Below are 24,428 nucleotides of genomic sequence, written 5' to 3'. Positions count from 1 at the left end.
TCTAGTAAGATAAGCAATATTTTATTCGATATAACATATCTAGTTATAACATCAACGGCCAAGTTCAAGTCTGTGGAAATATTATCAAGCAGTTCTTCTACGTCAGAGTCTTGAGTTCATCCGATCAGTATCGGACGGGAATCTATTCACCGGTGGCCTTTGACACATCGCAATCGGCAATGTCAAAAATTTCGTCCGTCCACCGGCACCGGCTCGATCGCGCTCAAGTCCACATCCGTCAGGCAGCGGACGTTAATCGCCGCCGTGTCCATCCCGCTCGGAGCCTTGCCCTCGCCGAAGGGCTGGACGCCGCAGGTTTTGCAGAAGCGGTGCTGAATGGTGTGGGTGTTGAAGGTGTAGGTGGCGAGATTGTCCTCGCCGCTCGTGATCGTCATGGCGCCGCGCGGCGTGAAGGCGAGCCAGAGCCCCTTGCGGCCGCAATGGGAACAGTTACAGGCGATAACCTGTTCGAGATCGGTCTCGACCTCGAAGGTCACCGCGCCGCAATGGCAGGATCCTTGGTGCATACTCATTCGCTCCGACATTTGGCACATCGTCCCCTTAAGCGGTGAGAGCGAGCCTGCAAAGCGCTCCCACTCCGATCACGCCATGGCGTACATCAGCGCGACGACGATAAGGCCCGCGCCGATCACGCCGATGAACCGGTCGTTCATGGTGAGGGGTTGCGCCTTGCCCTGCGCCACGGCGAATCCCAGGATCATCTCCAAGATGAAGGAGACACCTAGTGGCCACAAGGCCGGCATGATGAACGCGTCCCTCAAGTGAGGGCGTGGAGCAACGATGAGGCCGATCACGAGGCCCGCGATCAGCATCACGCCCAGATAGAGCCAGCGGCTGGCGGTCACAGGCATGATCACGCCTGGGATGCGGCCTTGCCGCCGAGGGCGGCCTGGGCGGCAGCGAGACGGGCGATCGGCACGCGGTAGGGCGAGCACGATACGTAATCGAGGCCCACACCTTGACAGAAGTGGATCGAGGCCGGATCCCCGCCATGCTCGCCGCAGATGCCGAGCTTGATGCCGTTGCGGGTGCGCTTGCCGCGCTCCGCCGCGAGCTTGATCAGCTCGCCTACGCCTTCCTGGTCGATGGTCACGAACGGGTCGGCGGCCAGGATTCCCTTTTGCGTGTAGCTGCCCAGGAACGAGGCCGCGTCGTCACGGGAGATGCCGAGCGCGGTCTGGGTCAGGTCGTTGGTGCCGAACGAGAAGAATTCCGCCGTCTCGGCGATTTCGGCAGCCCGGAGCGCCGCGCGGGGAAGCTCGATCATGGTGCCGACCTGATACTCCACCGTGACGCCGCTCTCCTTCGCGACCGCTTCCGCCATGGCGACGATGCGGGCCTTCACGAGATCCAGCTCCGCCTTGGTCATCACCAGCGGCACCATTACTTCCGGCACCACAGGCTTGCCGGTGGCTTTTCCGGCCTCCACGGCCGCCTCGAAGATGGCGCGGGCCTGCATCTCGGCGATCTCAGGGTAAGCGATCGCCAGGCGCACGCCGCGGAAGCCCAGCATCGGGTTGAACTCGTGCAGGTCGCGGGCACGCTGCTTCAGCTTGTCCGCGGGCACGTTCATCACCTTGGCGACCTCGGAAAGTTCCGCCTCCGTGTGGGGCAGGAACTCGTGCAGGGGCGGATCGAGCAGGCGGATCGTCACCGGCAGGCCGCTCATGATGGTGAACAGCTCGGTGAAGTCCTTTCGCTGCATCGGCAGCAGCTTGGCAAGCGCCGCACGCCGTCCGGCCTCGTCGTCGGACAGGATCATCTCGCGCACCGCCACGATGCGGTCGCCCTCGAAGAACATGTGCTCGGTGCGGCATAGGCCGATGCCCTCCGCCCCGAAGGTGCGGGCTGTCTTGGCGTCGAGCGGCGTCTCGGCATTGGCGCGCACTTTCATGCGGCGCGCCTTGTCGGCCCAGCCCATCAGAGTGGCGAACTCGCCCGACAGCTCGGGCTCCAGCATCTTCACTTGGCCCTCGAGCACCTGCCCGTTGCCGCCGTCGATGGTGAGGATGTCGCCCTTCTTGAACGCCTTGCCCGCCACCGTCATGGTCTGGGCGGCATAATCCACGCGGATCGAGCCCGCGCCGGACACGCAGGGCTTGCCCATGCCGCGCGCCACCACGGCGGCGTGGGAGGTCATGCCGCCCCGCGTGGTGAGAATGCCTTCCGCCGCATGCATGCCGTGGATGTCTTCCGGCGACGTCTCGACGCGCACCAGGATGACCTTGCGGCCCGCCTTCTTGGCGGTCTCGGCGTCGTCGGAATTGAACACGATCTCGCCGCAGGCCGCGCCCGGCGAGGCGGGCAGCCCCGAGGCCACGACCTTGCGCTCGGCTTTGGGGTCGATGGTCGGATGCAGCAGCTGATCGAGCGCCGCCGGATCGACGCGACCCACCGCCTCGTCCTGCGTGATCAAGCCCTCGGAGGCCAGCTCCACGGCGATGCGAAGCGCGGCTTTAGCGGTGCGCTTGCCGTTGCGGGTCTGGAGCATCCAGAGCTTGCCGGTCTCCACCGTGAATTCCATGTCCTGCATGTCACGGTAGTGCTTCTCGAGAATGCCGTAGATGCGAACCAACTCGTTGTAGGCCTCGGGCATGGCCCGTTCCATGGAGGGCTTGTCCGAGCCCGAGCCGATCCTGGCCTTCTCGGTGATGTCCTGCGGGGTGCGGATGCCCGCCACCACGTCCTCCCCCTGCGCATTGATGAGGAACTCGCCGTAGAGCTCGCTCTCGCCGGTCGAGGGGTTGCGCGTGAAGGCGACGCCGGTGGCCGAGGTCTCGCCCATGTTGCCGAACACCATGGCCTGCACGTTCACGGCAGTGCCCCAGCTCGCCGGAATGGTGTGCAGCTCGCGGTACTTGATGGCGCGGTTGTTCATCCAGGAGCCGAACACGGCGCCCACCGCCCCCCAGAGCTGCTCCTCCGGGTCCTGCGGGAAGGCCTTGCCGAGCTCCTTCTCCACAATAGCCTTGTAGCGCGGGATCAGCGCCTTCCAATCCTCGGCGGTGAGATCCGTATCGAGGCTGTAGCCCTTGCGGTCCTTGAACTCGTCGAGGGCCTCTTCGAAATGGTGGTGGCCGATATCGAGCACCACGTTGGAATACATGGTGATGAAGCGCCGGTAGGAATCGTAGGCGAAGCGCTCGTCCCCCGCGCCCCGGGCCAGCGCTCCGACCGTGATGTCGTTGAGGCCGAGATTGAGCACCGTGTCCATCATGCCCGGCATGGAGGCGCGGGCGCCGGACCGGACGGAGACCAGGAGCGGGTTCTCGGCATCGCCGAAGGTGCGGCCCGTGAGGTTGCCCACATAGGCCAGGGCCTTCTCGACCTGAGCTTTGAGCTCCGGCGGGTAGGACTGGCCGTGGTCGTAGAAATACGTGCAGACTTCCGTCGTGATGGTGAAGCCCGGCGGCACCGGGAGGCCTAGATTGGACATCTCGGCGAGGTTGGCGCCCTTGCCGCCCAGGAGATTCTTCATCCCCGCCTCGCCCTCGGCCTTGCCGTCCCCGAAGGTATACACCCACTGCGCCATCTTCGACCCCTTGGATTCACGAGACCCTGCGAACGCAGAGGCTATTGGCTTGAAGCATGTCGCGCCAAAACGCAACCTGAACGGCCAAGGTTCCTTGGAGTTAGGGCAGAGGGCCATGGCGGCCCAGCACTCTGCCTCCGGACTTCATCCTGACGAGGCCGTCAGGCCGTCTCGAAGGAGGGTTCAGCGGAGTGCTTCCGGTGCCAACTGGACCATCCTTCGAGACGAGCCTGCGGCTCCCTCAGGATGAGGTCGAGACGCCCGCTACGCGGGCCCTCAGGATAATGTTTTGAGACGAATGGCTGCGCCATCCCCTCAGGATGAGGCTGCGCGATGAGCCCCGACCCAATTAGGAGAGGCTGCTGTAACAAAAAAGGCCGGGCATTGCCCGGCCTGTTGTTCATCCCGACGACGATTTAAACTCGATACCGCCCGTTGCGCTTCACATAGACCGTGGTGCCGGTGGGGACGCGCTCGTAGAGGTCGACCACATCCTCGTTCAGCATGCGCACGCAGCCGGAGGAGACCTGCTCGCCGATGCTCCAGGGCTCGTTGGTGCCGTGGATGCGGAACAGGGTGTCGCCGCCATTCTGGTAGAGGTAAAGGGCGCGGGCGCCGAGCGGGTTGTCGAGACCGGCCTCGCGGTAGCGCGGCAGGTCGGGCCTGAGGCTCACCATGGTCTTGGTGGGGGACCAGGCGGGCCAGACGCCTTTCCGGCCCACGGAGGCTACGCCCTTCCAGGAGAAGCCCTGCTTGCCGACGCCGACGCCGTAGCGCAGGGCCCTGCCATCGTCCTGGACCAGGTAGAGGAAGCGCTCGTCGATATCGACCACGATGGTGCCGGGCTTCTCGGAACCCATATAGGCGACCGTCTGGCGCATGTATTTGGGGTCCATCCGGCGGCGGTCGACCAGCGGCACGTCATGCGGCTTATCCGGCATGAAGCCGATATACCATCCCGCATAGGGGTCCGCCTCAGCGACAGCCTGCGGGGCCTGGGTGGTCTGGCAGGCGGCAAGGGGCGCGCTCAGAAGAGCACCGAGAATCAAGCGTCGGGAAATCATTGGCTCGCAACCGGGTTGGACAATTCTAGCCTGCCTAACCCGAAGCCGGAACCATGGCTGTGACACCAGCGCCACAGCTTAACAGGATCGTCCCCCTCACCCCTCGATGCGGGAGAAATCCGCGACCGTGCGCGTGGCCTGGCGCAACTCGTTGAGAAGCCTCAACCTGTTGGCGCGCAAGGCCGGATCGTCCGCGTTCACAATGACCTTGTCGAAAAATGCATCCACGGGCTGGCGCAGCCGCGACAAAGCGCGCATCGCGCCCTCGAAATCCTCCGCTTCGACGGATTTGCGGGCCTCGTCCGTCGCGCCGCGCAGAGCCACCACGAGAGCCTTCTCCTCGATCTGCCCCTGCTCGCTCACGATCTGGAGATCAGCGGGCTCATCATAGGAACGCCCGTCTTTCTTCTCTTCAATGCGCAGGATGTTGGCCGCGCGACGGGAGCCGGCAAGAAGATTCGCGCCGTCTTCCGTATCGAGGAAGCGGCCGAGCGCCTCGACGCGGCGGACGATCATGAGAAGATCGTCCCACTCACCCAAACCGATCGTCGCGTCGATCAGGTCGTGGCGGATTCCCTTGTCGCGAAGGCTCACCTTCATACGATCGAAGAAGAACTCCTGAACGAGATCGAGAAGGACCAATTCGGCCTTCTCGGGATCGCTCTCACCCGCGCGTCCCTGTGCAGTCAGAATCGCAAGCGCCTTTTTCACCACATCGTACAGCTCGAGGCGAAGGCCGTTCTCCAGCACCAGGCGGATCACGCCCAAAGCCGCGCGCCGCAGCGCATAGGGATCCTTCGAGCCCGTCGGCTTTTCATCAATCGCCCAGAAGCCCACGAGGGTGTCGATCTTGTCGGCGAGCGCCACGGCCACCGACACGGGATCGGTGGGCACGCGATCCGATGGACCCAGCGGCTTGTAGTGCTCTTCCATGGCGGCGGCGACAGATGGGTTTTCGCCTTGCATGGCCGCGTAGTAGCGGCCCATCAGGCCTTGCAGCTCGGGGAACTCGCCCACCATTTCGGTCACGAGATCCGCCTTGGCGAGACGCGCGGCGCGCTCGGCCAATTCGGGATCGGCGCCGACGACCGACGCGAGTTCCTTCGCCAGCGCCGCGATGCGCTCCACGCGCTCGAATTGCGTGCCGAGCTTTTCGTGGAAAACGATGCTCTTCAGCTTCTCCAGCCGGTCTTCCAGGCGGATTTTCTTGTCCGTCTCCCAGAAGAACTTGGCGTCCGACAGGCGCGCGCGCACCACGCGCTCATTGCCGCCGACAATCGTCGCGCCACCATCGCTGGCGATGAGGTTGGAGGTGAGCAGGAACTTGTTGGCAAGCGCATCACGGCCCTCTCCCCCCTTGTGGGGGAGAGATGGAGAGGGGGGTGTTGGCGCCGAACCTTCCGATGTCGCGTTTCCACCCCACCCCGCCGCTTCGCGTCGACCCTCCCCCTCAAGAGGAGGGTGGCGCAGCACGAAGCATTTCTGATTGGCCCGGATCGTGGTGCGGATCACCTCCGGCGGGATGTCGAGAAAAGCCTCATCAAAAGAGCCCATGAGCACGACGGGCCATTCGACCAGACCGGCGACCTCTTCCAGCAGCCCTTCGTCCTCGACCAGTTCGAGCCCTTGCGCGAAAGCGAGGTCCCGGGCGTCGTGCAGGATCATGTCCTTGCGCCGGTCGGCATCGAGCACGACCTTGGCCCGCTCCAAGGCCGGAGCATAATCGTCGAAGCGCTTCACGCGGATCGGCCCGGGCGCCATGAAACGATGGCCGTGCGTCACGTCGCCGGATTCGATCCCGTCCACGGCGAAGCGCACGATCTCGGGCTCCTCTGTCTCGGGTCCGAAGGTGCAGAGGATGGATTGCAGCGGGCGCACCCAGCGCAACGAGCCCGATTCTACGGAGGCCGCGCCCCAGCGCATGGATTTGGGCCACGGGAAGGTCTTGATGATCTGCGGCAGGGTCTCGGCCAGCACGTCCTGGGTCGGACGGCCGGGACGCTCGATCAGCGCCACGTAGAACTCGCCCTTCTTCGGATCGCTCTCGATCTTTGCCTGATCCAGCGAGGCGAGCCCCGCCGCCTTGAGGAAGCCCTGAACGGCCGCCTCGGGCGCGCCCACGCGGGGACCTTTTCGCTCCTCGCGCACGTCCTGGCCCTTGGCCGGCAGCCCCGCGATGTGAAGCGCCAAGCGGCGCGGCGTCGAGAAGGCCTTCGCACCTTCGTAGACAAAGCCGCGCTCCACGAGAGCATCCGTCACAAGCTTCTTCAAATCCTCCGCCGCCCGTCGCTGCATCCGGGCCGGGATTTCTTCGGAGAAGAGTTCAAGGAGAAGATCGGGCATGGGGACTCGCCGCTCGGCTCACCCTCCCCTTGAGGGGGAGGGTCGGAGCGCATGAGCGCTCCGGGGTGGGGTGGGAAGCGCAACGGCCTCTGATTGAAGCGAGCCATACAGGGCCGCATAAATGGTGTCGAGAACGCCTTCCAGGTTCTCGGTCAGTTCGCCGTTCCAGAATCGAATGACCCGATAGCCTTCGTGATCGAGCCAACGAGTTCTGGCCTCGTCCCGAGCGGCGATGTCGTCGTGCGAATGGTGCCCGCCATCAAGCTCGATGATCAGCTTGGCTCGCAGACAGGCAAAGTCCGCAATGTATGGTCCAATAGGAACCTGCCGCCGAAAATGGCTTTCTAGGACCGGCACGCGCCTCAAAGCGCGCCAGAGGATTTGTTCTGGCTCGGTGGCGTTCGAGCGGAGGCTTTTGGCCCTTGCTCGACGGAAGCGGTCGATGTTCGCCATGCTGGTTGTTTGTCGCGGTTCCACCCCACCCCGGAGCGCTGATGCGCTCCGACCCTCCCCCTCAAGGGGAGGGTGAGAGGAGGCTCACGCTGCCAATCCTCCGCCTTCCGTCTTCAGCCACGCCGCGCCACAGGCCTTCGCCAGTTCGCGCACGCGCAGAATGTAGCTCTGGCGCTCGGTGACGGAGATCACGCCCCGGGCGTCGAGCAGGTTGAACATGTGGCTGGCCTTGATGCACTGGTCGTAGGCCGGCAGGGCCATCAGGTGGCGCTCGTCGTTCGCGCCCGGCTTCGCCTCGCCATCGGCCAGATACTTCCGGCAGGCAGCCTCCGCGTCGCGGAAGTGGCGGAACAGCATCTCGGTGTCGGCATATTCGAAATTGTGCCGGGAATATTCCTGCTCGGCCTGAAGGAATACGTCGCCGTAGGTGACCTTGCGGTCCCCCTCGAGGCCGTTGAAGTTCAAATCGTAGATCGACTCGACGCCCTGCAGGTACATGGCGAGACGCTCGAGGCCATAGGTCAGTTCGCCCGCCACAGGCGCGCATTCGAAGCCCGCGACCTGCTGAAAATACGTAAACTGCGACACCTCCATGCCGTCGCACCAGCATTCCCAGCCCAGGCCCCAGGCGCCGAGGGTCGGACTCTCCCAGTCGTCCTCCACGAAGCGGATGTCGTGGACGGACGTGTCGATGCCGATGGCCTGCAGCGAGCCGAGATAGAGTTCCTGCAGGTTCGGCGGGTTCGGCTTCAGGATAACCTGGAACTGGTAATAATGCTGGAGCCGATTGGGGTTTTCGCCATAGCGCCCGTCCTTGGGACGGCGGGAGGGCTGGACATAGGCGGCGCGCCAGGGCCTGGGACCCAAGGCCCGCAGGGTCGTCGCCGGGTGGAAGGTGCCCGCGCCGACCTCCATGTCATAGGGCTGGAGGATGACGCAGCCCTGCTCGGCCCAATAGCGCTGGAGCGTGAGGATCAGGCCCTGGAAGGAGCGCGCGGGGTTCATGTGCGCGGGTTCGCTCGTCATGCTGGCGTCCGGTTGGTGTCGGTCGGGCACCCTTGAGATGACGGGCGGCGCAAGTCAAGCGCCGGGGCTCGGACCGCCCTAGAGCCCCAGGCGGGTCCAGGCCGAGCGTTCCTCCACCGCCCCGAGCAATTCCGCCGGATCGAGCAGGGTGTCGTCCCCAAAGGAGCGGCGGCCCAGAAACCGGGCCAGGATATTGGGCCGGGCGGGCGCGATCAGGCGCATGTGCACTTTTTCTCCGAACCGGGCGCGCAGCACCGAGCGGATATCGCCCAGGCCGTCGATGAGCCCGAGTTCCAGGGCCTCGTCCCCGACCCAGAAGGCGCCGGAGAAAAGGTCGTCCCGCTCGGCAAGCTTGGGGCCTCGGCGCGACTGGACCACCCCCGTGAACACCCCATGAACTCGGCGCTGGAGTTCCTTGAGCCGCGCCACGTCCTCCGGATGCTCCGGCTTGAACGGGTCGAGCATGGCCTTGCTCTGGCCCGCCGTGTGGACCCGCCGCTCGATGCCGAAGCGCTCGATGAACTTGTTGAAGCCGAAACCGGACGACACCACCCCGATGGACCCGACGATCGAGGCCGGATCGGCGAAGATCTCGTCCGCCGCGCAGGCGATCATATAGCCGCCGGACGCCGCGGCGTCCTCCACGAAGGCGAGCACCGGCACGCCCTTCTCCTCGGACAGGGACCGGATGCGCTTGAAAATGAGATGAGACTGGGCTGCCGATCCGCCCGGCGAATTGATCACGAGCGCGACGGCTTTCGCGCCTGGGGTCGTGAAGGCCCGTTCCAGCATCGGCGCCACGTTCGCCATGGCGAGGCCCGACCGCAGGGGCATCACCGCCCCGATCGCGCCAGACAGTCGCACGACCGGGACAATGGGCCGGTCCTTGCGGAAGCGGGCAGGCAGAAGGGAGCGCAGGCGGTGGGGGATCGTCATGGGGGCAAAACTCTGAACCGGATCAGATGTAGCGATCAATGCCACGCTTCCCAAGGGCTTGGCATCGAGAAAGGACGTCGCCTCCGGTCTCCGTCCCGTCGGCCCGGCCCTCCATAACCCGCGTAACATCCTCATCCAAAAGGGGAAACGGTCTCCGTCACGGCCCCGGCGGGATCGGACACGGCCCTCTTAACCCCCCGTTGACCACAGGCCGAAGCTGAACATTCCCTTCAGGAACATGTCGGGTCCCGTTCAGTTTACCCCGCCTAAAACTTATCCCACGATAAACGCGCTCCGTGATTCTGCTTCGGATCGCGCCTATCCCAAAAAGTCGAACGGAGAACCATATGACTTTCCTGAAAAGCCTCGCTGCCGCCACGGTCCTGACGGTTGGCGCTCTTGGGTTCGTGGGCAGCGCCTCCGCCTCGCCGCTGATGCCGGCCCAGCCCTTGGCCGAGGCAGGAAGCTTCGTGACCCAGGCTCAATATTACGGCCCCCCGCGCTATGAGCGTCCGCGCTACGAGCGCCGCCGCTACCGTCCGCCGGTGAGCCGCACGGTGTGCCGTCGGGAGGTCCGGTCCGTGCGTACGCCCGCCGGCGTCTGGGTTCGCCGCCCGGTCGAGATCTGCCGGACGGTGCGCCGCTAGCCTTCACATTCCTCCAACGTGGGAGCGACCGTCATGCGTAAGCTTTTGGTAGGCGCCTTCGGCATCCTGACCCTGGCCTTCGGCGGGGCGGCTTTCCAGCCGGCCGAGGCTCAACCCTATGGTCCGGGCTATGGCCGCTATTATGGCCCTCCGCCCGGATACGTCCGTCCCTATCCCCGGCGCGCCTATGGCTGGGGCCCGCCTCCTCCGGTCTACCGGCCCTATGGCTATCGTCCGGCCTATTATCGTGGACCGCGCTGCTGGGTTCGCCCGCAGACGGTGTGGAACGGTTGGGCCTGGGTGCGCAGGCCCGTCGAGGTCTGCCGCTAGATCGATGGAACACGGGCGCTTCGGCGCCCGTGTTCGTATCAGACCTGAATTGAAATAAAGTATCGATTAACTTAATTTTTTTAACGCTTGTTCACGCCCGCCCGGGAGAATGGCCCTTCGACCCAAACAGGAAGAGCGAGCATGAACAAGTTCCTCGGGGCCTTTGCGGCCCTTGCCGTCGGCACCCTCGCGGCTCAGAGCGCGCAGGCCCAGTATTATTGGGGCCACCGGCCGCCTCCGCCACGCTACGATTACGCCACCCGGCCGGTGATGCACCCGCGCCCCTATGGTCCTCCCCCAGCTTACCGCGCCTATTACCGCCCTGCCCCGCCCCGGTGCTTCACCCGCATGGAGCGGTTCTGGAACGGTTGGCGTTGGGCCGAGAGGCCGGTCCGGCTCTGCCGCTGATCCCGGCCTCGACCGGATGATGCGGGGCCGGCGATCCGGTGCCCGTTCGTCATGAAAGCGTGGCCTCTCCCCGGTGAAGGGCTTCAGCCAGGGGCGTGAAGCGTCCATCTGGCCCATGGAGGAACACCGGAGGCAGGACCTCCATCGGGGCCCGGCTTCCTTTGACGCCTGCCAGCAGAATTCGGATCGCGGGTTGCGTGGCGTCCGGGTGGACGAAGCGCACGCTCAAGGAGCCGAGCCGTCCCCTCAGGCCATCGAGGCAATCCGGCAGGCGGTCGGCCCGATGGATCAGAACAAGGGTCCCCTTCGGCCTGAGAAGGCCGATGCAGGCGCCGAGCCAATTCGCCAACCCACCGGCCGGCAGCGCATGAGCGGCGGCGCGGCCCTGGTCGGGCGAGATGCGCGCCCGTCCCTCCTCCAGGAAGGGCGGGTTCGTCAGAACGAGGTCGGCCGTTTCTCCGGCGAGACCGCCCGCCTGCCGGGCGTGCCGGTCGAGCACGTCGGCGCACACCACGGTACCGGCGACCCCGTTGCGGCGGACATTGTGACGGCACAGTTCAGCCAGGGTGGGGTCGCGTTCCACGAAAACGTACCGCGCGTCGGGCACCCGTGCGGCCGCCATCAGGCCGACCGCCCCCGTGGCCGCCCCCACATCGACCACATTCTGGCCCGGACGGACGGCCGCCGAGGAGGCGAGCAGGACCGCGTCCGTTCCGGCCCGGTGGCCCCGAGCCGGCTGGAGCAGCCGCACCCGGCCGCCCAGGAGCGAATCGTCCGTGGTGTCAGGCATGGCGCAGCTCCGCTTCGAGCCCGGCCTCCTTGATCAGGCGGCGCGCCTGCGCCACGTAATCCTCCGGCACCAGCATCCGTCTTGGAAAAGCGCCGATCATGCCCTCGAGTGCGCTGATATGCAGATCGGCCACGAGCACGGGGATATTGGCGTTCTCCAACAAGGATTGTAGGAAGCCAATCAGGACGAGATTGTTGGTGCGAATGATTTCGACCATCGGCGCGGGGATTCCCTTTCCTTTGCGGCAGGCTTAAAGGCTTGGCCGCACGGGCGACCGGGAGGCCTTCCCGTGACGGTGTAACATGTTCCTACCGGCCGCCGCGGCCGGCAACCCGGGTTTGAAGGCGTGGGCGTCGTCGTTCCGTTCGAAGAGAAGCATCCCGACAAGAACGCGAGCATCGAGAAGCTCGTCTCCCTTGTGGCGGGGGATATGGGCCGGGTCAATGCGATGATCCTGTCCCGCACCGGGTCGGACGTGACCATGATCCCGGAGGTCGCCAACCACCTCATCTCGTCCGGCGGCAAGCGCCTGCGCCCCATGCTCACCCTCGCCACGGCCGGCCTTTCCGGTTACGAGGGCGACGGGCACGTGAAGCTCGCCGCCGCGGTGGAGTTCATGCACACCGCCACCCTCCTCCACGACGACGTAGTGGACGAGAGCGACATGCGCCGGGGCAAAATCGCGGCCCGCATCAAGTGGGGCAACGAGGCCAGCGTGCTCGTGGGCGACTTCCTGCTGGGCCAGGCCTTCCGCATGATGGTCGAGGTGGGCTCCCTGCGGGCTCTCGACATCCTGTCGGCGGCCGCCACCGTGATTGCCGAAGGCGAGGTGATGCAGCTTGCCGCCGCCAAGAACACCGAGACCACCGAGGACGAGTATCTCGCCGTGATCCGGGGCAAGACGGCGGAACTCTTCGCGGCCGCCTGCGAGGTCGGGCCCGTCATCGCCGAGCGTCCCAAGGCCGAGCAGGCCGCCTGCCGCTCCTACGGCATGAATCTCGGCATCGCGTTCCAACTCGTGGACGACGCCCTCGATTACGGCGGCAAGGCCGCGACGCTCGGCAAGAACGTGGGCGACGATTTCCGCGAGGGCAAGATCACCCTGCCCGTGGTCCTCTCCTTCCGGCGCGGGACCGACGAGGAGCGCGCGTTCTGGAAGCGGACGCTGGAACGCGGCGAGACGAACGAGGCCGACCTCGACCAGGCTCTCGCCATCATGCGCCGCCACCGGGCCCTCGAGGACACCGTCGACCGCGCCCGCCATTACGGTGCCATGGCCCGGGATGCCCTCGCGCTGTTCCCGAACGGCCCCATGAAGCAGGCCCTGCTGGAGACCGTCGATTTCTGCATCGCGCGGGCGTATTGAGCGCCGGTCCGTCCGATTGTTCCGACCGTCGATTCCGGTTCTGAGACAACATCCTCACCGCGAGGGAACCGCGGCCTCGTCCGGCACCTGGGAAAAGCACACCGGACTGAAATAAAACGGCGGCGCGATGGGACCCGCGCCGCCGTCTGTGTCAGTTCAAACGGTCCGGTTCTCAGAGCGGAGCGTAGTAAACGGAAAACGTGCTGGCGGTGAGCGCAGGCTTTGTGATGAAAGTCGCAAACAGGGTTTGCGCTTGGCCGCCGACACCGTCCGCGTCGTAGTAGAGATTGCCCGTATTCACATCGTAGATGATGCGGTTCTCAGCGAGCGCCGCCTCCGTGCCGAGGTGGAACTGGCTGGGTCCGAAGCCCTGGTTGGGTCCCGACGCGAACTTATCGAAGCCGACCGTATTCAGGTAGACCCGGTCGCCAGCGTTGAAATCCGTCAAGACGTCGACGCCATCGCGACTCGTGAACAGGAAGGCGTCGTCGTTACCTCCGCCCGTCAGCGTGTCACTGCCGGTGGCGCCATGAATGAAGTCGCGTCCGGCGCCGCCGAAGATCTTGTTGTTCTGGGTGTTGCCGGTCAGTTGAAGGCCGATATCTCCGGCGTTGGCACGCAGCTCTTCCACGTATGTCCCACCAATCGAGAAGTTCGACGAAGTGAAGACGACATCGTAGCCGTCACCGCCACTCTCAATCACCTTCGTGCCAGTCGACGATACATAGTAGACATCGTCACCAGGGCCGCCGTTGAGGGTATCGATCCCCGTGCCGCCGCCGCCATCGAGCGTGTCGTTGCCCGAGCCGCCGACGATGCTGTCGCCAAAGCCGCTGCCGACGATGCGGTTCGCTTGCGTATTGCCGGCAAGGCCCAAGCCCTGTGTGGCGTTGTACGCAATCAGTTCCTCGACGAACATGCCGCCGAGCGAAAAGTTGGCACTGGTGAAGATGACGTCGTGGCCCTCATTGCCCTCCTCGACAATCTTTACGAAGACATGGGACTGAGTGACATAATATGTGTCGTCGCCAGTGCCGCCCAGCATGGTGTCATTACCGCCACCAGCCTCCAGGATGTCATTACCCTCGCCGCCGATCAGGCTATCATTGCCAAGGCCACCGAGCAGCCAATCATCACCGGATCCTCCATCGAGCGTATCGTTGCCGCCGCCGCCCGAAAGGTAGTCGGGCATGCCGTAGCCGTAAGCCAAGTCGTCGTCATCGCCACCCATGAAGATATTGGGGGAATCGTTACCTTCGTAAAAAGCCATTGGGCCGACAGCGCCGCCGCTCGCATCGACGTAGTGCAAAGGAACCTCCCACGCTCTGGCGCGGGCAGTTTCCTCCGCGCGGTATTCGATGGTGCTGAGATTTGGGTTGTTCACTGTGTTCATCGCTCTCTCTTAAATCGAATCAGCGTCAAATCGCTCGCCATGGAAACGACCTCAGTTTGCGCGATCTGGGTCCCAGGAAATCCAGACCTTGAATCCGTTATCATGGCGGTGGCGGAATAGCGGAGCTGCTACCGTCCTGCGGAAGCAGAAACGCCAATCAATTTATATAACATTATTATGTTATATCAAGTTTAATTTATGGAAGGTGGCGCTTATGTGAGAGGCACTTTAAGTTGTCCGTTAGGTTGTACGCATTAATTTGATGTGTTCGATCGAAAACTCTGATGCTTTCGCCTCTATAAAATTGCTTACGATGTGTCGCTGATCTGCCGAAATCTTTTCTATTATACGAAACGTGCGTCCAGATGTTCTTCCGACACATCCGAATCGCGAAATGCGAGTCGAATGATTTTTGCAATCATGTCTCGATGAGATACGCGACCTTCAAGGGCGTACTTGCCCTTGGCACCCATAGCCGGATCGGAAGGTCCAACAGGTCGACACATACTAGGTTTGTTCATTGGCCTGGACGTCGTTGCTGACGAATGTTCGGAAGCGTCAACCAACGTGATCTGAAACGATCAACGGCGCGATCTTTCGACCGCGCCGTTGCATTTGATGCTCAGGCGATTGCATCGCCGAGCATGTCTCAGAAGACGAAGAACGAGCTTTCGGTGAGCGCGGGCTTCGTCAGGAACTTGGCGAACAGGCTCTGCGCCTCGCCGCCGACACCATCCTTGTCATAGTACAGGTTGCCCGTGCCCGCGTCGTAGATGATGCGGCTGTCCGCGCTCGTGGCCGTCGTGCCAAGCACGAACTGACCGGGCGCGAACTTGTAGCCGCCGGGCGCCGCCACATTGGCAAAGCCCCGCACGTCCAGGTGCAACACGTCGCCGCCGGCGAAATCGGTGAAGACATCGACGCCGTTGTGGCTGGTGAACAGGAACATGTCGTCCCCACCGCCACCGGTCAGCGTATCGCTGCCCGAACCGCCATGGATGTAGTCACCACCCCCGCCGCCGTAGATCTTGTTGTCCTGCGAGTTGCCTGTCAGCTGCAGGCCGACGTTGCCGGCATTGGCGCGCAGCTCTTCGATGAAAGTGCCGCCAATCGAGTAGTTGGCCTTGGTGTAGAGGACATCGTAGCCCTGGCCGTTGTACTCGGTGACATAAGAGGCCGTGTTGGACACATAAAACGTGTCGTCACCCGTGCCGCCGAAAATCGAGTCGACGCCAAAGGAGCTAACGATGGTGTCGTCGCCGGCCTCACCGCGAAGAACATCTCTGCCGTCACCAACATTGTCGGTATAATCTTGAATCCTGTTATTGAGATCGTTGCCGGTTAGCTTCAGTCCAGCAGCAGACCTTCCCAGCAGATCTTCGACGTGGCTTCCGAGAGTGTAATCTTTGAACGAACTGACTGTGTCATGCCCCTCACCTGCAGCTTCCACACAAAGCGTGACGCTATTGGTGATGGAATAATAATCATCGCCCGCTCCGCCGTAGAGGACAGAGGCACCTTCAATGTCGACAATCATCGTGTCGTTACCGTCGCCGGCATACACGACATTGTTGCCACGACCCGTTTCGATGTAATCGTCTCCGCTTCCACCGTAGAATGTGTCGTCGCCAGCGTTGCCGAACAGATAGTCATTCCCTTTCCCGGCAACGATTTTGTTGCTTCCATCGTTACCACTCAACCACACGGAGGGAAGGTCACCTGTGGTGTAGAGGTCCTCGACGTTGGCCTCCATGAAATACTGGAAGTCGCCAGTGATGACCGTATCGTGCCCTTCGTCGCCTAGCTCGACAACACCAGCGAAGTTGTTGACGTAATAGACATCGTCGCCCGTTCCCCCATGGATCGTATCGAACAGATTGCTCCAAGGATCCGATCCACTGCCATAGAGCGTGTCGCTGCCGGATCCGCCGTAGACCAAGTTCAGACCCGCACCGCCATCGATCAAGTCGTCGCCGTCCTGACCATGGAGGACGTCATTATCTCCCTGACCGAAGATGACGTCGTTGCCTTTGCCGCCGTAGATCGTATCGTAGCCGATATTGCCGAAGATCGTGTCATGGCCTTCGTAACCGAAGATCACATCATCCCTGACTGTGCCGTTGATGAAGTCGTTTCCATTCGTGCCTTCGATGGTGTGCGGATCGAGGGCCAATATTTTTGCTCCGTTGTCCGACTTGGTAACGAGACCTACTGAATTATCAGAGATGTTTGTCACTCTGCTGTGTCCGATCATATTCAAATCCTTGGTTCAAGTAATAATAGATTATTTGCTTTTGCGAAGTTTCAAATGGCCGCGATGCTCCTGGTTACTCGCCCATCGTTCGGAAAACGCGGGATGCGCTGAGGAATTGGCGGCACGGTCAATACCGCGCCGCCGCATCTTGGCTTAAGCGCAAAGAGCGCCCAATCATTTTCAGAAGACGAAGAACGAGCTTTCGGTGAGCGCGGGCTTCGTCAGGAACTTGGCGAACAGGCTTTGTGCCTCACCGCCGAGACCGTCCTTGTCATAGTACAGGTTGCCCGTGCCCGCGTCGTAGATGATGCGGCTGTCCGCGCTCGTGGCCGTCGTGCCGAGCACGAACTGACCGGGCGCGAACTTGTAGCCGCCCGGCGCCGCCACATTGGCAAAGCCCCGCACATCCAGGTGCAACACGTCGCCGCCGCCGAAATCGGTGAAGACATCGACGCCGTTGTGGCTGGTGAACAGGAACATGTCGGCGCCATCGCCGCCGGTCAGCGTATCGCTGCCCGAACCGCCATGGATGTAGTCACCACCCCTGCTGCCATAAATCTTTTTGTCCTGCTAGTTGCCCGTTAGTTGCAAAGCGTAACCATTAGGGTCGGCGCGCAATTCCTCGATGAATGTGCCCCCGATGGAGTAGTTTGCCGTCGTGTAAAGCACGTCGTAGCCCTCTTGGTAGTATTCTGTAGCGTACGAGAGCGTGTTTGAGACGTAATAAATATCATTGCCAGCTCCACCGAAAAGCTTATCGATACCACTGTCTGAGCCAAAAATATTGCTATCGCCCTTTAATACGTCATCACCTTCATGGCCATAGATTATATCGTTTCCACCGGCGCCTTCGAGTGTATCGTTCCCTCCAAAACCCGCAATCGTATCAGCTTGATCACTACCAGTGATTTTATTAGCTTGTGTATTTCCTCCGAGCTGAAGAGCAGAAGATGTGCCGTAATCTGGCCTCAACTCTTCGATAAAAGTGCCGCCGAGCGAGTAGTTTGCTGTTGTGTAGATCGTATCATACCCCTCATCAAAATATTCGATGACCTTCATTGAAACATGAGAGCTATTAGTGAAATAAATGTCGTCTCCAGTGCCCCCATATAGAAAGTTCGCACCTGATGCCCAGAAGGTGTCGTTTCCAGAACCTCCAAATATTGATCCAGTGCCTCCAACTAAAAACCGATCGTTGCCCTCCTCTCCATAGACCATATCTGCGCCATATTGACTGTATATTGTATCGTTTCCATCTCCGCCCCTCAACGTATCATCGAAGGCACCATCCCAAATTATGTTGTTCAGCTCGTTGCCAATGAGGCTCAAACTTCCTGTCTCTTCGTCGGCATGTATCTCTTCGATACCAGTAGCCGCAATAGAGTAACTGACCGAGGTGTTGAGTGTATCATACCCTCCGTCGAGTTGCTCAATACATACAGTAGATGCATTGTTAACGTAGTATTGATCATTATCTACGCCGCCGACAAGGACTGTTCTGCCAGTGTTGTTCTTGAAATCATCAAGCAGGACATTGTACCCTGAGCCGCCTTCTATCGTATTGCTTCCTGATCCAGCGAATAGAGTGTCGTTTTCCGCGCCACCATGGATGACATCATCTCCATCGCCACCTTCGATCCAATTCGATCCAGCCTCACCCCAAATTTGATCGTTACCAGCGCCCCCCTTCAGAGTGTCGCTACCAGTTCCGCCATACATTGAGTCGTTTCCGTCACCGCCAGAAATCCAATCTGCGCCTGCATCGCCACGGAGGAGATCGTTGCCGTAACCGCCCTTGACTGTGTCACTGTCATCTCCTGCGTAGATCCTGTCGTCACCTTCACCACCACAGAGAGAGTCAGCACCAGCGTTGCCATAAATGTAGTCATCTCCTTCATCGCCTTGGAGGGTGTCATCACCTCCGCCTCCAAGGATGTAATCGTTGCCGCTTCCACCGTTTATTGTGTCGTTTCCGTCTCTTCCGTTGAGAGCATCGTGGCCTTTTGCTCCGACGATGCTGTTGTTTAAAGCGTTGCCAACAAAATTCGCTTTTTCCAACTCGTCATGCGCATAAAGATTCTCGACATTATCAGTCAGAATGTAAGATCCGATCTTAGCAATGACCGTATCGATACCCTCTTCTGAATACTCTTCGACAACATCGCCTGAACTGAATATATGATAAGTGTCGTTTCCAATGCCACCTTGCAAATAGTCGACATCCCCAACTTGATAGTCGCCTTCTTCATTAGATCCAAAGATAATGTCATCTCCATTATCGCCTGAGATGTAATCATTGCCTTTGCTTCCGACAAGGAGATCATTGCCGAGGCCACCATTCAGATAATCATTCCCATTTTCACCAATTAATTTGTCTTCGCCTTCTTCTCCGTAAATGTAATCGTTGCCCTCACCTCCAAATACTAGATCGTCGCCTGCTCTCGATTGAATTGAATCATTACCATCTCCACCAAGTATATGATCCGCATGTAATTCGTATCCTTCAATGCCGCCGCCAAATATAGAATCGTCTCCGTCTTGGCCGGATAACTGGTTGAACCCATCTCCTCCAGCTATAACATCGTTACCATTTCCTCCGCTTATGGTATCGTCTGCGTCCCCTCCGTCCAGGACGTCATTACCCTCTCCTCCATCGATTAGATCGCTTGCATTACCCCCGAACAACGCGTCGTTTCCCGCTTCGCCGAATATCTCGTCGGCGCCTGACAGACCGTGGATGACGTCATTTCCTTCGCCTCCATGGAGGAAATCAGTCTGCGCGTCGCCGAAGATCGTATCGTCACCTCCGTAACCGAAGATTGTATCGCTCCCGAGTTTGCCATGGATTTCGTCGCCCTCCTCCGTCCCTTCGATTAGATCGTCACCAGTCGTACCTTCGATCACCTTCAGAGGCCCGATGGTGCGGCGAGAATGCTCCTCAGCCACTTGCTGTAGGACTTTGTCCGTGCGGCTCATATTCCGGGCCACCAGAATTTCCGCTACATACTGAGCTTCTTGCTGAAGATTCCATTCTCTGCTGTGCTCTAACATATCCCGTTCCTCAAATAGATCTTGGCGGCGACCTGCGTCTGCTCGGACGCTTCAATCGGTTGGCATGAAACCCGGGCACGCTCTGCTGCCCCTGCCCGGAGACTGCTGCGGCCCATCTCGGTCTGGGGCCCTTCATCCCTGCGGGAATCTGAGTCCATTTATACATTATAATGTTTATAGCGCTTTTCAAGTTAAATTGTCCGCATTTTATTGTTTAATTTACTGATATACTTTCGGTTGCTAGTCGGGTTGTATTAAAAATACTGATCATGAGCATAAACAAAAGCAATAATTGCCTCTACAATCGGAAGCCCTCAACTATTACTCGGAGCTTGTTCGTCGAGTGTAGCGCCTGCTTCCCGCCAGCGGGAGAAAGATGGATCTCTCGCGTGCGCGTCCCGTCGGATCAGGGTGTGAGTGAGGCCCAAGGCGGCCGATCCGATACAGATATGACCGGAAAGGCCGCCCGTTGGATCGGGCGGTTCAACGTGGCTGCCTTAAACGGCCAAGGCGTATGATTTTCGGAAAGGCGGTCTAACGCAACTCCGTCGCCTCAACCCACCATTCCGGCCTTGCGTCTCGCAGGGCCTCAGCTGCCCTCTGCGCATCCGCAGCGCCCTCATACAATCCGAACACCGTCGCGCCCGAGCCAGACATGCGGGCCACGCGACATCCGGATGTACCTCGCATCAGCGCGAGGGTTGTGCCGATGAGGGGATGAAGCGCTCTCGCGGCGGGTTCGAGATCGTTGCGGGCGCTTGCCAGCTCCGCCAGGAAGTCCCCCAACCCTTCACCATCCACCACGGGATGAGCCGCCCCAGTGAGATTCTGCCCCGGAGCCAACCCCAGCGCCTTGAAGACGGCGGGGGTCTCGACCGACACGCGAGGGTTCACGAGGATCGCGTGAAGCGGCGGCAAATTGAGCGTCGGCCCGACTCGCTCACCGGCGCCGCGCATCATGCGGGCGCGCGGGTCGAGGCAAACGGGCACGTCGGCGCCGGTGAGCCTCGCGGCCTCCAGCACGGACGGATCGGTCACCGGGAGGCCGTTGAGTTCAGCGAGCAGGCGCAGCGCCGCGGCGGCGTCGGACGAGCCTCCGCCGATCCCGGCTGCGACAGGCAGGCGTTTCGTCAGGTGGAAGGCGCCGACCCGGAGCCCATCCACGCGGGCAGCCAGCAAGCGCGCGGCCCTGAGAACCAGATTATCGGGCCCGGCTCCCGCAGCAGCGGCGGTCGGCCCGTCGACCGTCAGCGCCAACGACGAACCCGGTTCCAGGCGCAGTGTGTCGCCCGTGCCCGCGAAGGCCACGAGACTTTCGAGCTCGTGATAGCCATCGGGCCGCCGCCCAAGGACGTGGAGGGTCAAGTTGACCTTGGCGGGAGCATGTGTGGAGAGAGGCTTGGGCATTCGCCAGTGCATGCCCGAGAGCGCGCCGGTTGGAAAGGCTCTCGATGGCTCCAATCCCGGATGCCTCAGGCCAACCGTTGCCGAGCCTTGAAAGCACACCACTCACGATAGGAGCGCGACGTCACATGGCGTCGCTCCCGCGCCGTTTCTTGGCGCAGGAATCCCGCGCGGGTAGGCCTCAGCCGCCGTTCCGCTTCGGCTCGGCGGGAGGAGGCGTCACCTCGGCTGCGGGCACCTCGTCCATCCCGTTGTCGATCTTCTTGAGGATTCTCACGAGATCCTCGTGCTCGGGGTTCGAGTCCTTGGCATGGTTCCACTGGAACTTGGCTTCGAGCTTGCGGCCCACCTTCCAGTAGGCATCGCCCAAGTGGTCGTTGATGACAGGATCGCCTGCCTTCAGCTCAACCGCCTTTTCCAGCTCGCGTACGGCATCGTCGTAGCGGCCGAGGCGGTAATAGGCCCAGCCGAGCGAGTCGATGATCATGCCGTCCCGGGGGGACAGCTCCACGGCGCGCTGAAGCAGCTTGAACGCCTCATCGATGTTCTCGCCGCGATCGACCCAGGAATAGGCCAGATAGTTCAGCACCTGCGCCTTGCCGGCCGGCAGGCTGTCGGGCACCAGTTCCATGGCCTTCTTCAGATCGGCCTCGCCCTTCTCCCACATCTTGGCGCGCTCGTAGGAGGTGCCGCGATAGAAGAACAGGATCCAGTGGCTGCGCTCAGGGTTGCCGATGAGCTGGATCGCCTTGCTGTAGGTCTCGGCAGCCTCCGCGAATTGCTTGCGCGAACGCTGCACGTTGCCAAGCGCCATGACGACCTCTACGTCCTCGGGACGCTCCTTCTGGAGCTTTTCGAGGTAGGACACGGCCTCAGGGCCCCGGCCCATCAGCTCGAGGTTCTGTCCGATGGCGATGTCGGCGCTCGGGCGCACAGGGGCATCTTTCGGAACGCGGGCGAAGATTTCGTTGGCGTTGTCGTATTGCTTGAGCTTCTCGTAGAGGTCGCCCAGGGTGACGAGGGCCAGGGGGTGGTTCGGGTTCAGGTACAGGCCGAGGCGCAGATAGATGACGGCCGTGAGCTCGTCGCCCTGCCCGCTGCCTACGACGCCCAGGCCGTAGAGCACCTCCGCCGCGCCCTCCTGGGCGCTCGTGACGGTGGTGGGAAGCGGCTTGCCGGCCTTGATGGCGTCCACGGAGGAGCGCACCACCGGATGGCGCGGCATGGCCTCCTCGAAGGTCTTGTAGATGGCCAGCGCCTCATCCTTGCGGCCACGCTTGGCCTCGAAGCGGGCATAGGCGTCGACGACCTGGAGCGTGTTTCGCTCGCCATCATAGGCCGCCTTGAAGCGCTTCTCGGCCTCGGCGTTGTTGCCGACGAGTTGGGCGATCAGAGCCGCGTGATACTCACGGAACTGCGTGAAGGCCTGCTCATTCTTGAGCCGGTCGACGGCCTGGAGGGCGGCCTTACCGTTCTTCTGCCCGGCCTGGGACCAAGCCGAGAGGAGGATGGCCGTGATGTCGGCCTGCCGCCCGCGTCCGCCGCGGCTCAGGGCCGCGCGGGCGTCCGCGAACCGGCCGGCTTTCATGGCTCGGACCGCGAGAGTGAACTGGGCGAGGCTGTTGGAAGGGTCGCGCTGGGCCAGCCGCTCGGCGGCGCGGAAGGCGTCGGGCATCGAGCCGTTAGCCAGGAACGCCACGAATGCCCGCTCAAGGAGCTCGACGTTGCGCGGATCCTCCTCGATGGCCTGCCGGTAGAAGGCGCTGGCCGCCTCGGTGTCGCGGGCGACGCCGGCCACATAGGCCGACAGGTAATTGCCCTCCAGGCTCAGCGCGGGCTGAAGTTGCTCGTTCGGGTCGGCATTGGCCGCGAAGGACGGCGCCCCCGCCATGAGGCCGGCAACGGACAACACGAGCGCAGACAGGCCACGACGGGCCGAGAGCAGTTTCAGGACGGGCACTCAAGCGGCTCCAAATTCGCGATCCGAAACGGATTGCGCGTCAAATCAGGCCGGAGAATGGCGTCTCGCGCGAGCCGCCGCAAGGGCGACATTGCCGCGCTGCGGAAAAGATTTGCGGCTTGTAGACGGTCTCGGCGGCCGGATCGAAGCTCGGAGCCGAAGCCACCCGCGCATGGAGCCGCCCGCCACGACGGGTCGGAATAAGGAATATTTACTTCCCGGTGGAGCCGGTCGTCTCAAGCGATATGGGCTGGCCTTCACGGGCGGACCGATAGACGGCCTGGAGGATGCGAACGTCCCGCAAACCCTCCTCACCCGGCGTCTTGGGTTCGCGGTTCTCCATGATGGCCTTCGAGAAATGGTCCATTTCCGCCGCGAACTGGTTCGCCTCCGGGATCTGGACCCGGCGCTCCTCCATCTCGGTCTTCACGATCATCTGGTGCTTATAATATTCCGTGGCCGGATCGAGCGTCAGAGAGGCCTTCGACCCGAAAACCTGGATCCGTTTGACCGGCGCGGTCGAATAGGACGAGCTCAGGTTGGCCAGCGTTCCCGATGGGAAGCGAAGCTGGAACGCCACCGTATCCTCGACTTCCTTGAAACGCGGGTCGGACGGGTCGCTGAAGATCCGCCCATACACCTCGACCGGTTCCTCGCCCGTGATGTAGCGTGCGGCCTGAAGCGAGTAGATGCCGATGTCGTAGAGCGAACCGCCCCCCGCCAGCGCCTTGACCATGCGCCATTGGTCCGCCGGGACTTTCGGGTCCAGGACCCGCCCATGGTCGCTCGTGACAAGCCGGATCGCGCCGAGTTCGCCCTCCCGCGCCATGCGCATGGCCTCGAGGTTGTAGGGCTCGTACTGGGCCCGGTAGGCGATCATGAGCTTGCGGTTGGCCTCGCGGCCGGCGCGGATCATGGTCTCGCATTCGTCGGGCGTGACCGCCATCGGCTTCTCGCACAGAACGTGCTTCCCTGCCTTGAAGGCCCGCACCGTATATTCCGCGTGGAGGGAATTCGGCAGGATGATGTAGACAACATCGATCTCGTCGTTCTCGGCGATGCGATCAAAGGTGTCGTAGCCGTAGATGTTCGTCTCAGGCACCCCATGTCGGGTCGCTACATCCCTGGCCTTGTCCGGGTTGCCCGACACGACCGCCACGAGCTTGGAGGACTTGCTCTCCGCGAAGGATGGGATGATTTGATTGAGGGCGAATTGCCCAAGTCCCACAACCGCATAACCGAGGCGCTTGCCGGGAGCCTCGGGCATTTCCTTTTCCATCTTCGGATGGGGCCGACCCGTTGGCCGGTCCGGCGGCAGGACGCCCCCGCCTCCGTTGCCGCCGCCTTGAGCGAAGGCGGCTGTCGGTGACAGGGCGCCTCCGAGGAGACCGCCGGTCCCGCAGAGGAAAAGGCGGCGGGACAGGCCGGCGTCGAACAGTTTTGTCATCAT

21 protein-coding genes and 1 pseudogene are annotated in these 24,428 nt (G+C 62.0%); 4 read left to right on the top strand and 18 right to left on the bottom strand.

What is annotated here, in order from left to right; genetic code table 11:
- Positions 1 to 182: 182 nt before the first annotated feature.
- The 8 genes from ILT42_RS18195 to ILT42_RS18160 all read right to left on the bottom strand — a co-directional run bounded on the left by ILT42_RS18195 (position 183) and on the right by ILT42_RS18160 (position 9,375).
- Positions 183 to 527, bottom strand: coding sequence for a GFA family protein (locus tag ILT42_RS18195; protein WP_204217193.1), 345 nt, complete (start codon positions 525 to 527; stop codon positions 183 to 185).
- Between the two features lie 75 nt (positions 528 to 602).
- A complete protein-coding gene (locus tag ILT42_RS18190; protein ID WP_204217192.1) occupies positions 603 to 872 on the bottom strand; it encodes a hypothetical protein in 270 nt (89 codons plus the stop codon).
- A 2-nt stretch (positions 873 to 874) separates the two neighbouring features.
- Complete coding sequence (gene ppdK, locus ILT42_RS18185) at positions 875 to 3,553, bottom strand: pyruvate, phosphate dikinase (RefSeq protein ID WP_204217191.1); 2,679 nt, start codon at positions 3,551 to 3,553, stop codon at positions 875 to 877.
- 416 nt (positions 3,554 to 3,969) lie between these two features.
- A complete protein-coding gene (locus ILT42_RS18180) occupies positions 3,970 to 4,617 on the bottom strand; it encodes a L,D-transpeptidase (protein WP_229428750.1) in 648 nt (215 codons plus the stop codon).
- Positions 4,618 to 4,713: 96 nt separating this feature from the next.
- Positions 4,714 to 6,960, bottom strand: a complete 2,247-nt coding sequence (gene glyS / locus ILT42_RS18175) for a glycine--tRNA ligase subunit beta (RefSeq protein WP_204217190.1) — start codon at positions 6,958 to 6,960, stop codon at positions 4,714 to 4,716.
- 18 nt (positions 6,961 to 6,978) lie between these two features.
- Positions 6,979 to 7,413 carry an endonuclease domain-containing protein gene (locus tag ILT42_RS18170; protein ID WP_204217189.1) on the bottom strand — a complete coding sequence of 145 codons (435 nt, stop codon included), beginning with the start codon at positions 7,411 to 7,413 and terminating at the stop codon, positions 6,979 to 6,981.
- A gap of 84 nt (positions 7,414 to 7,497) precedes the next feature.
- On the bottom strand, positions 7,498 to 8,439 hold the full coding sequence (locus ILT42_RS18165; protein ID WP_229428749.1) for a glycine--tRNA ligase subunit alpha: 942 nt from the start codon (positions 8,437 to 8,439) through the stop codon (positions 7,498 to 7,500).
- Between the two features lie 78 nt (positions 8,440 to 8,517).
- The gene (locus ILT42_RS18160) at positions 8,518 to 9,375 is read right to left on the bottom strand and encodes a S49 family peptidase (RefSeq protein WP_204217188.1); all 858 of its coding nucleotides are present in this window, start codon (positions 9,373 to 9,375) and stop codon (positions 8,518 to 8,520) included.
- Between the two features lie 347 nt (positions 9,376 to 9,722).
- Here ILT42_RS18160 and ILT42_RS18155 point away from each other — a divergent pair, with 347 nt between their 5' ends.
- From ILT42_RS18155 to ILT42_RS18145, 3 genes are all read left to right on the top strand, one after another.
- The gene (locus ILT42_RS18155; protein WP_204217187.1) at positions 9,723 to 10,022 is read left to right on the top strand and encodes a hypothetical protein; all 300 of its coding nucleotides are present in this window, start codon (positions 9,723 to 9,725) and stop codon (positions 10,020 to 10,022) included.
- 33 nt (positions 10,023 to 10,055) lie between these two features.
- The gene (locus tag ILT42_RS18150; RefSeq protein ID WP_204217186.1) at positions 10,056 to 10,352 is read left to right on the top strand and encodes a hypothetical protein; all 297 of its coding nucleotides are present in this window, start codon (positions 10,056 to 10,058) and stop codon (positions 10,350 to 10,352) included.
- A 141-nt stretch (positions 10,353 to 10,493) separates the two neighbouring features.
- Complete coding sequence (locus ILT42_RS18145; protein ID WP_204217185.1) at positions 10,494 to 10,760, top strand: hypothetical protein; 267 nt, start codon at positions 10,494 to 10,496, stop codon at positions 10,758 to 10,760.
- Positions 10,761 to 10,809: 49 nt separating this feature from the next.
- On the opposite strand, the gene ILT42_RS18140 is transcribed toward ILT42_RS18145, so the two are convergent.
- Both ILT42_RS18140 and ILT42_RS18135 read right to left on the bottom strand, forming a co-directional pair.
- Positions 10,810 to 11,550 (bottom strand): tRNA1(Val) (adenine(37)-N6)-methyltransferase, encoded by a 741-nt coding sequence (locus ILT42_RS18140; protein ID WP_204217184.1) that lies wholly within the window; start codon positions 11,548 to 11,550, stop codon positions 10,810 to 10,812.
- On the bottom strand, positions 11,543 to 11,767 hold the full coding sequence (locus ILT42_RS18135) for a putative signal transducing protein (protein WP_204217183.1): 225 nt from the start codon (positions 11,765 to 11,767) through the stop codon (positions 11,543 to 11,545). Before ILT42_RS18135 ends, ILT42_RS18140 begins: the two co-directional genes overlap by 8 nt.
- 129 nt (positions 11,768 to 11,896) lie before the next feature.
- On the opposite strand from ILT42_RS18135, the gene ILT42_RS18130 reads away from it, so the two are divergent.
- Complete coding sequence (locus ILT42_RS18130; protein WP_204217182.1) at positions 11,897 to 12,916, top strand: polyprenyl synthetase family protein; 1,020 nt, start codon at positions 11,897 to 11,899, stop codon at positions 12,914 to 12,916.
- A gap of 172 nt (positions 12,917 to 13,088) precedes the next feature.
- Here the strand turns inward: ILT42_RS18130 and ILT42_RS23115 are convergent, their stop codons facing one another.
- The 8 genes and pseudogenes from ILT42_RS23115 to ILT42_RS18095 all read right to left on the bottom strand — a co-directional run bounded on the left by ILT42_RS23115 (position 13,089) and on the right by ILT42_RS18095 (position 24,425).
- Positions 13,089 to 14,309 carry a calcium-binding protein gene (locus ILT42_RS23115; RefSeq protein WP_204217181.1) on the bottom strand — a complete coding sequence of 407 codons (1,221 nt, stop codon included), beginning with the start codon at positions 14,307 to 14,309 and terminating at the stop codon, positions 13,089 to 13,091.
- 649 nt (positions 14,310 to 14,958) lie between these two features.
- Entirely contained in the window at positions 14,959 to 16,563 is a 1,605-nt protein-coding gene (locus ILT42_RS18120) for a calcium-binding protein (RefSeq protein ID WP_204217180.1), read from the bottom strand.
- A gap of 180 nt (positions 16,564 to 16,743) precedes the next feature.
- Positions 16,744 to 17,043 carry a hypothetical protein gene (locus tag ILT42_RS18115; protein WP_229428748.1) on the bottom strand — a complete coding sequence of 100 codons (300 nt, stop codon included), beginning with the start codon at positions 17,041 to 17,043 and terminating at the stop codon, positions 16,744 to 16,746.
- A gap of 9 nt (positions 17,044 to 17,052) precedes the next feature.
- Positions 17,053 to 17,121, bottom strand: a pseudogene (locus ILT42_RS23305) (hypothetical protein); the annotation flags it as partial.
- Between the two features lie 12 nt (positions 17,122 to 17,133).
- Positions 17,134 to 19,614 (bottom strand): calcium-binding protein, encoded by a 2,481-nt coding sequence (locus ILT42_RS18110; protein ID WP_204217179.1) that lies wholly within the window; start codon positions 19,612 to 19,614, stop codon positions 17,134 to 17,136.
- Positions 19,615 to 20,148: 534 nt separating this feature from the next.
- Positions 20,149 to 21,021 carry a 4-(cytidine 5'-diphospho)-2-C-methyl-D-erythritol kinase gene (locus ILT42_RS18105; protein WP_229428747.1) on the bottom strand — a complete coding sequence of 291 codons (873 nt, stop codon included), beginning with the start codon at positions 21,019 to 21,021 and terminating at the stop codon, positions 20,149 to 20,151.
- Between the two features lie 178 nt (positions 21,022 to 21,199).
- Entirely contained in the window at positions 21,200 to 22,978 is a 1,779-nt protein-coding gene (locus ILT42_RS18100; RefSeq protein WP_204217177.1) for a tetratricopeptide repeat protein, read from the bottom strand.
- 211 nt (positions 22,979 to 23,189) lie between these two features.
- Positions 23,190 to 24,425, bottom strand: a complete 1,236-nt coding sequence (locus tag ILT42_RS18095; protein ID WP_204217176.1) for a Gfo/Idh/MocA family protein — start codon at positions 24,423 to 24,425, stop codon at positions 23,190 to 23,192.
- Positions 24,426 to 24,428: the final 3 nt, after the last annotated feature.

The organism is Microvirga pudoricolor, from assembly GCF_016892705.1.
Classification (GTDB): Bacteria; Pseudomonadota; Alphaproteobacteria; order Rhizobiales; family Beijerinckiaceae; genus Microvirga; species Microvirga pudoricolor.
The sequence above is the reverse complement of the archived record's forward strand: the minus strand, read 5'-3'. Positions and strand labels throughout refer to the sequence as shown.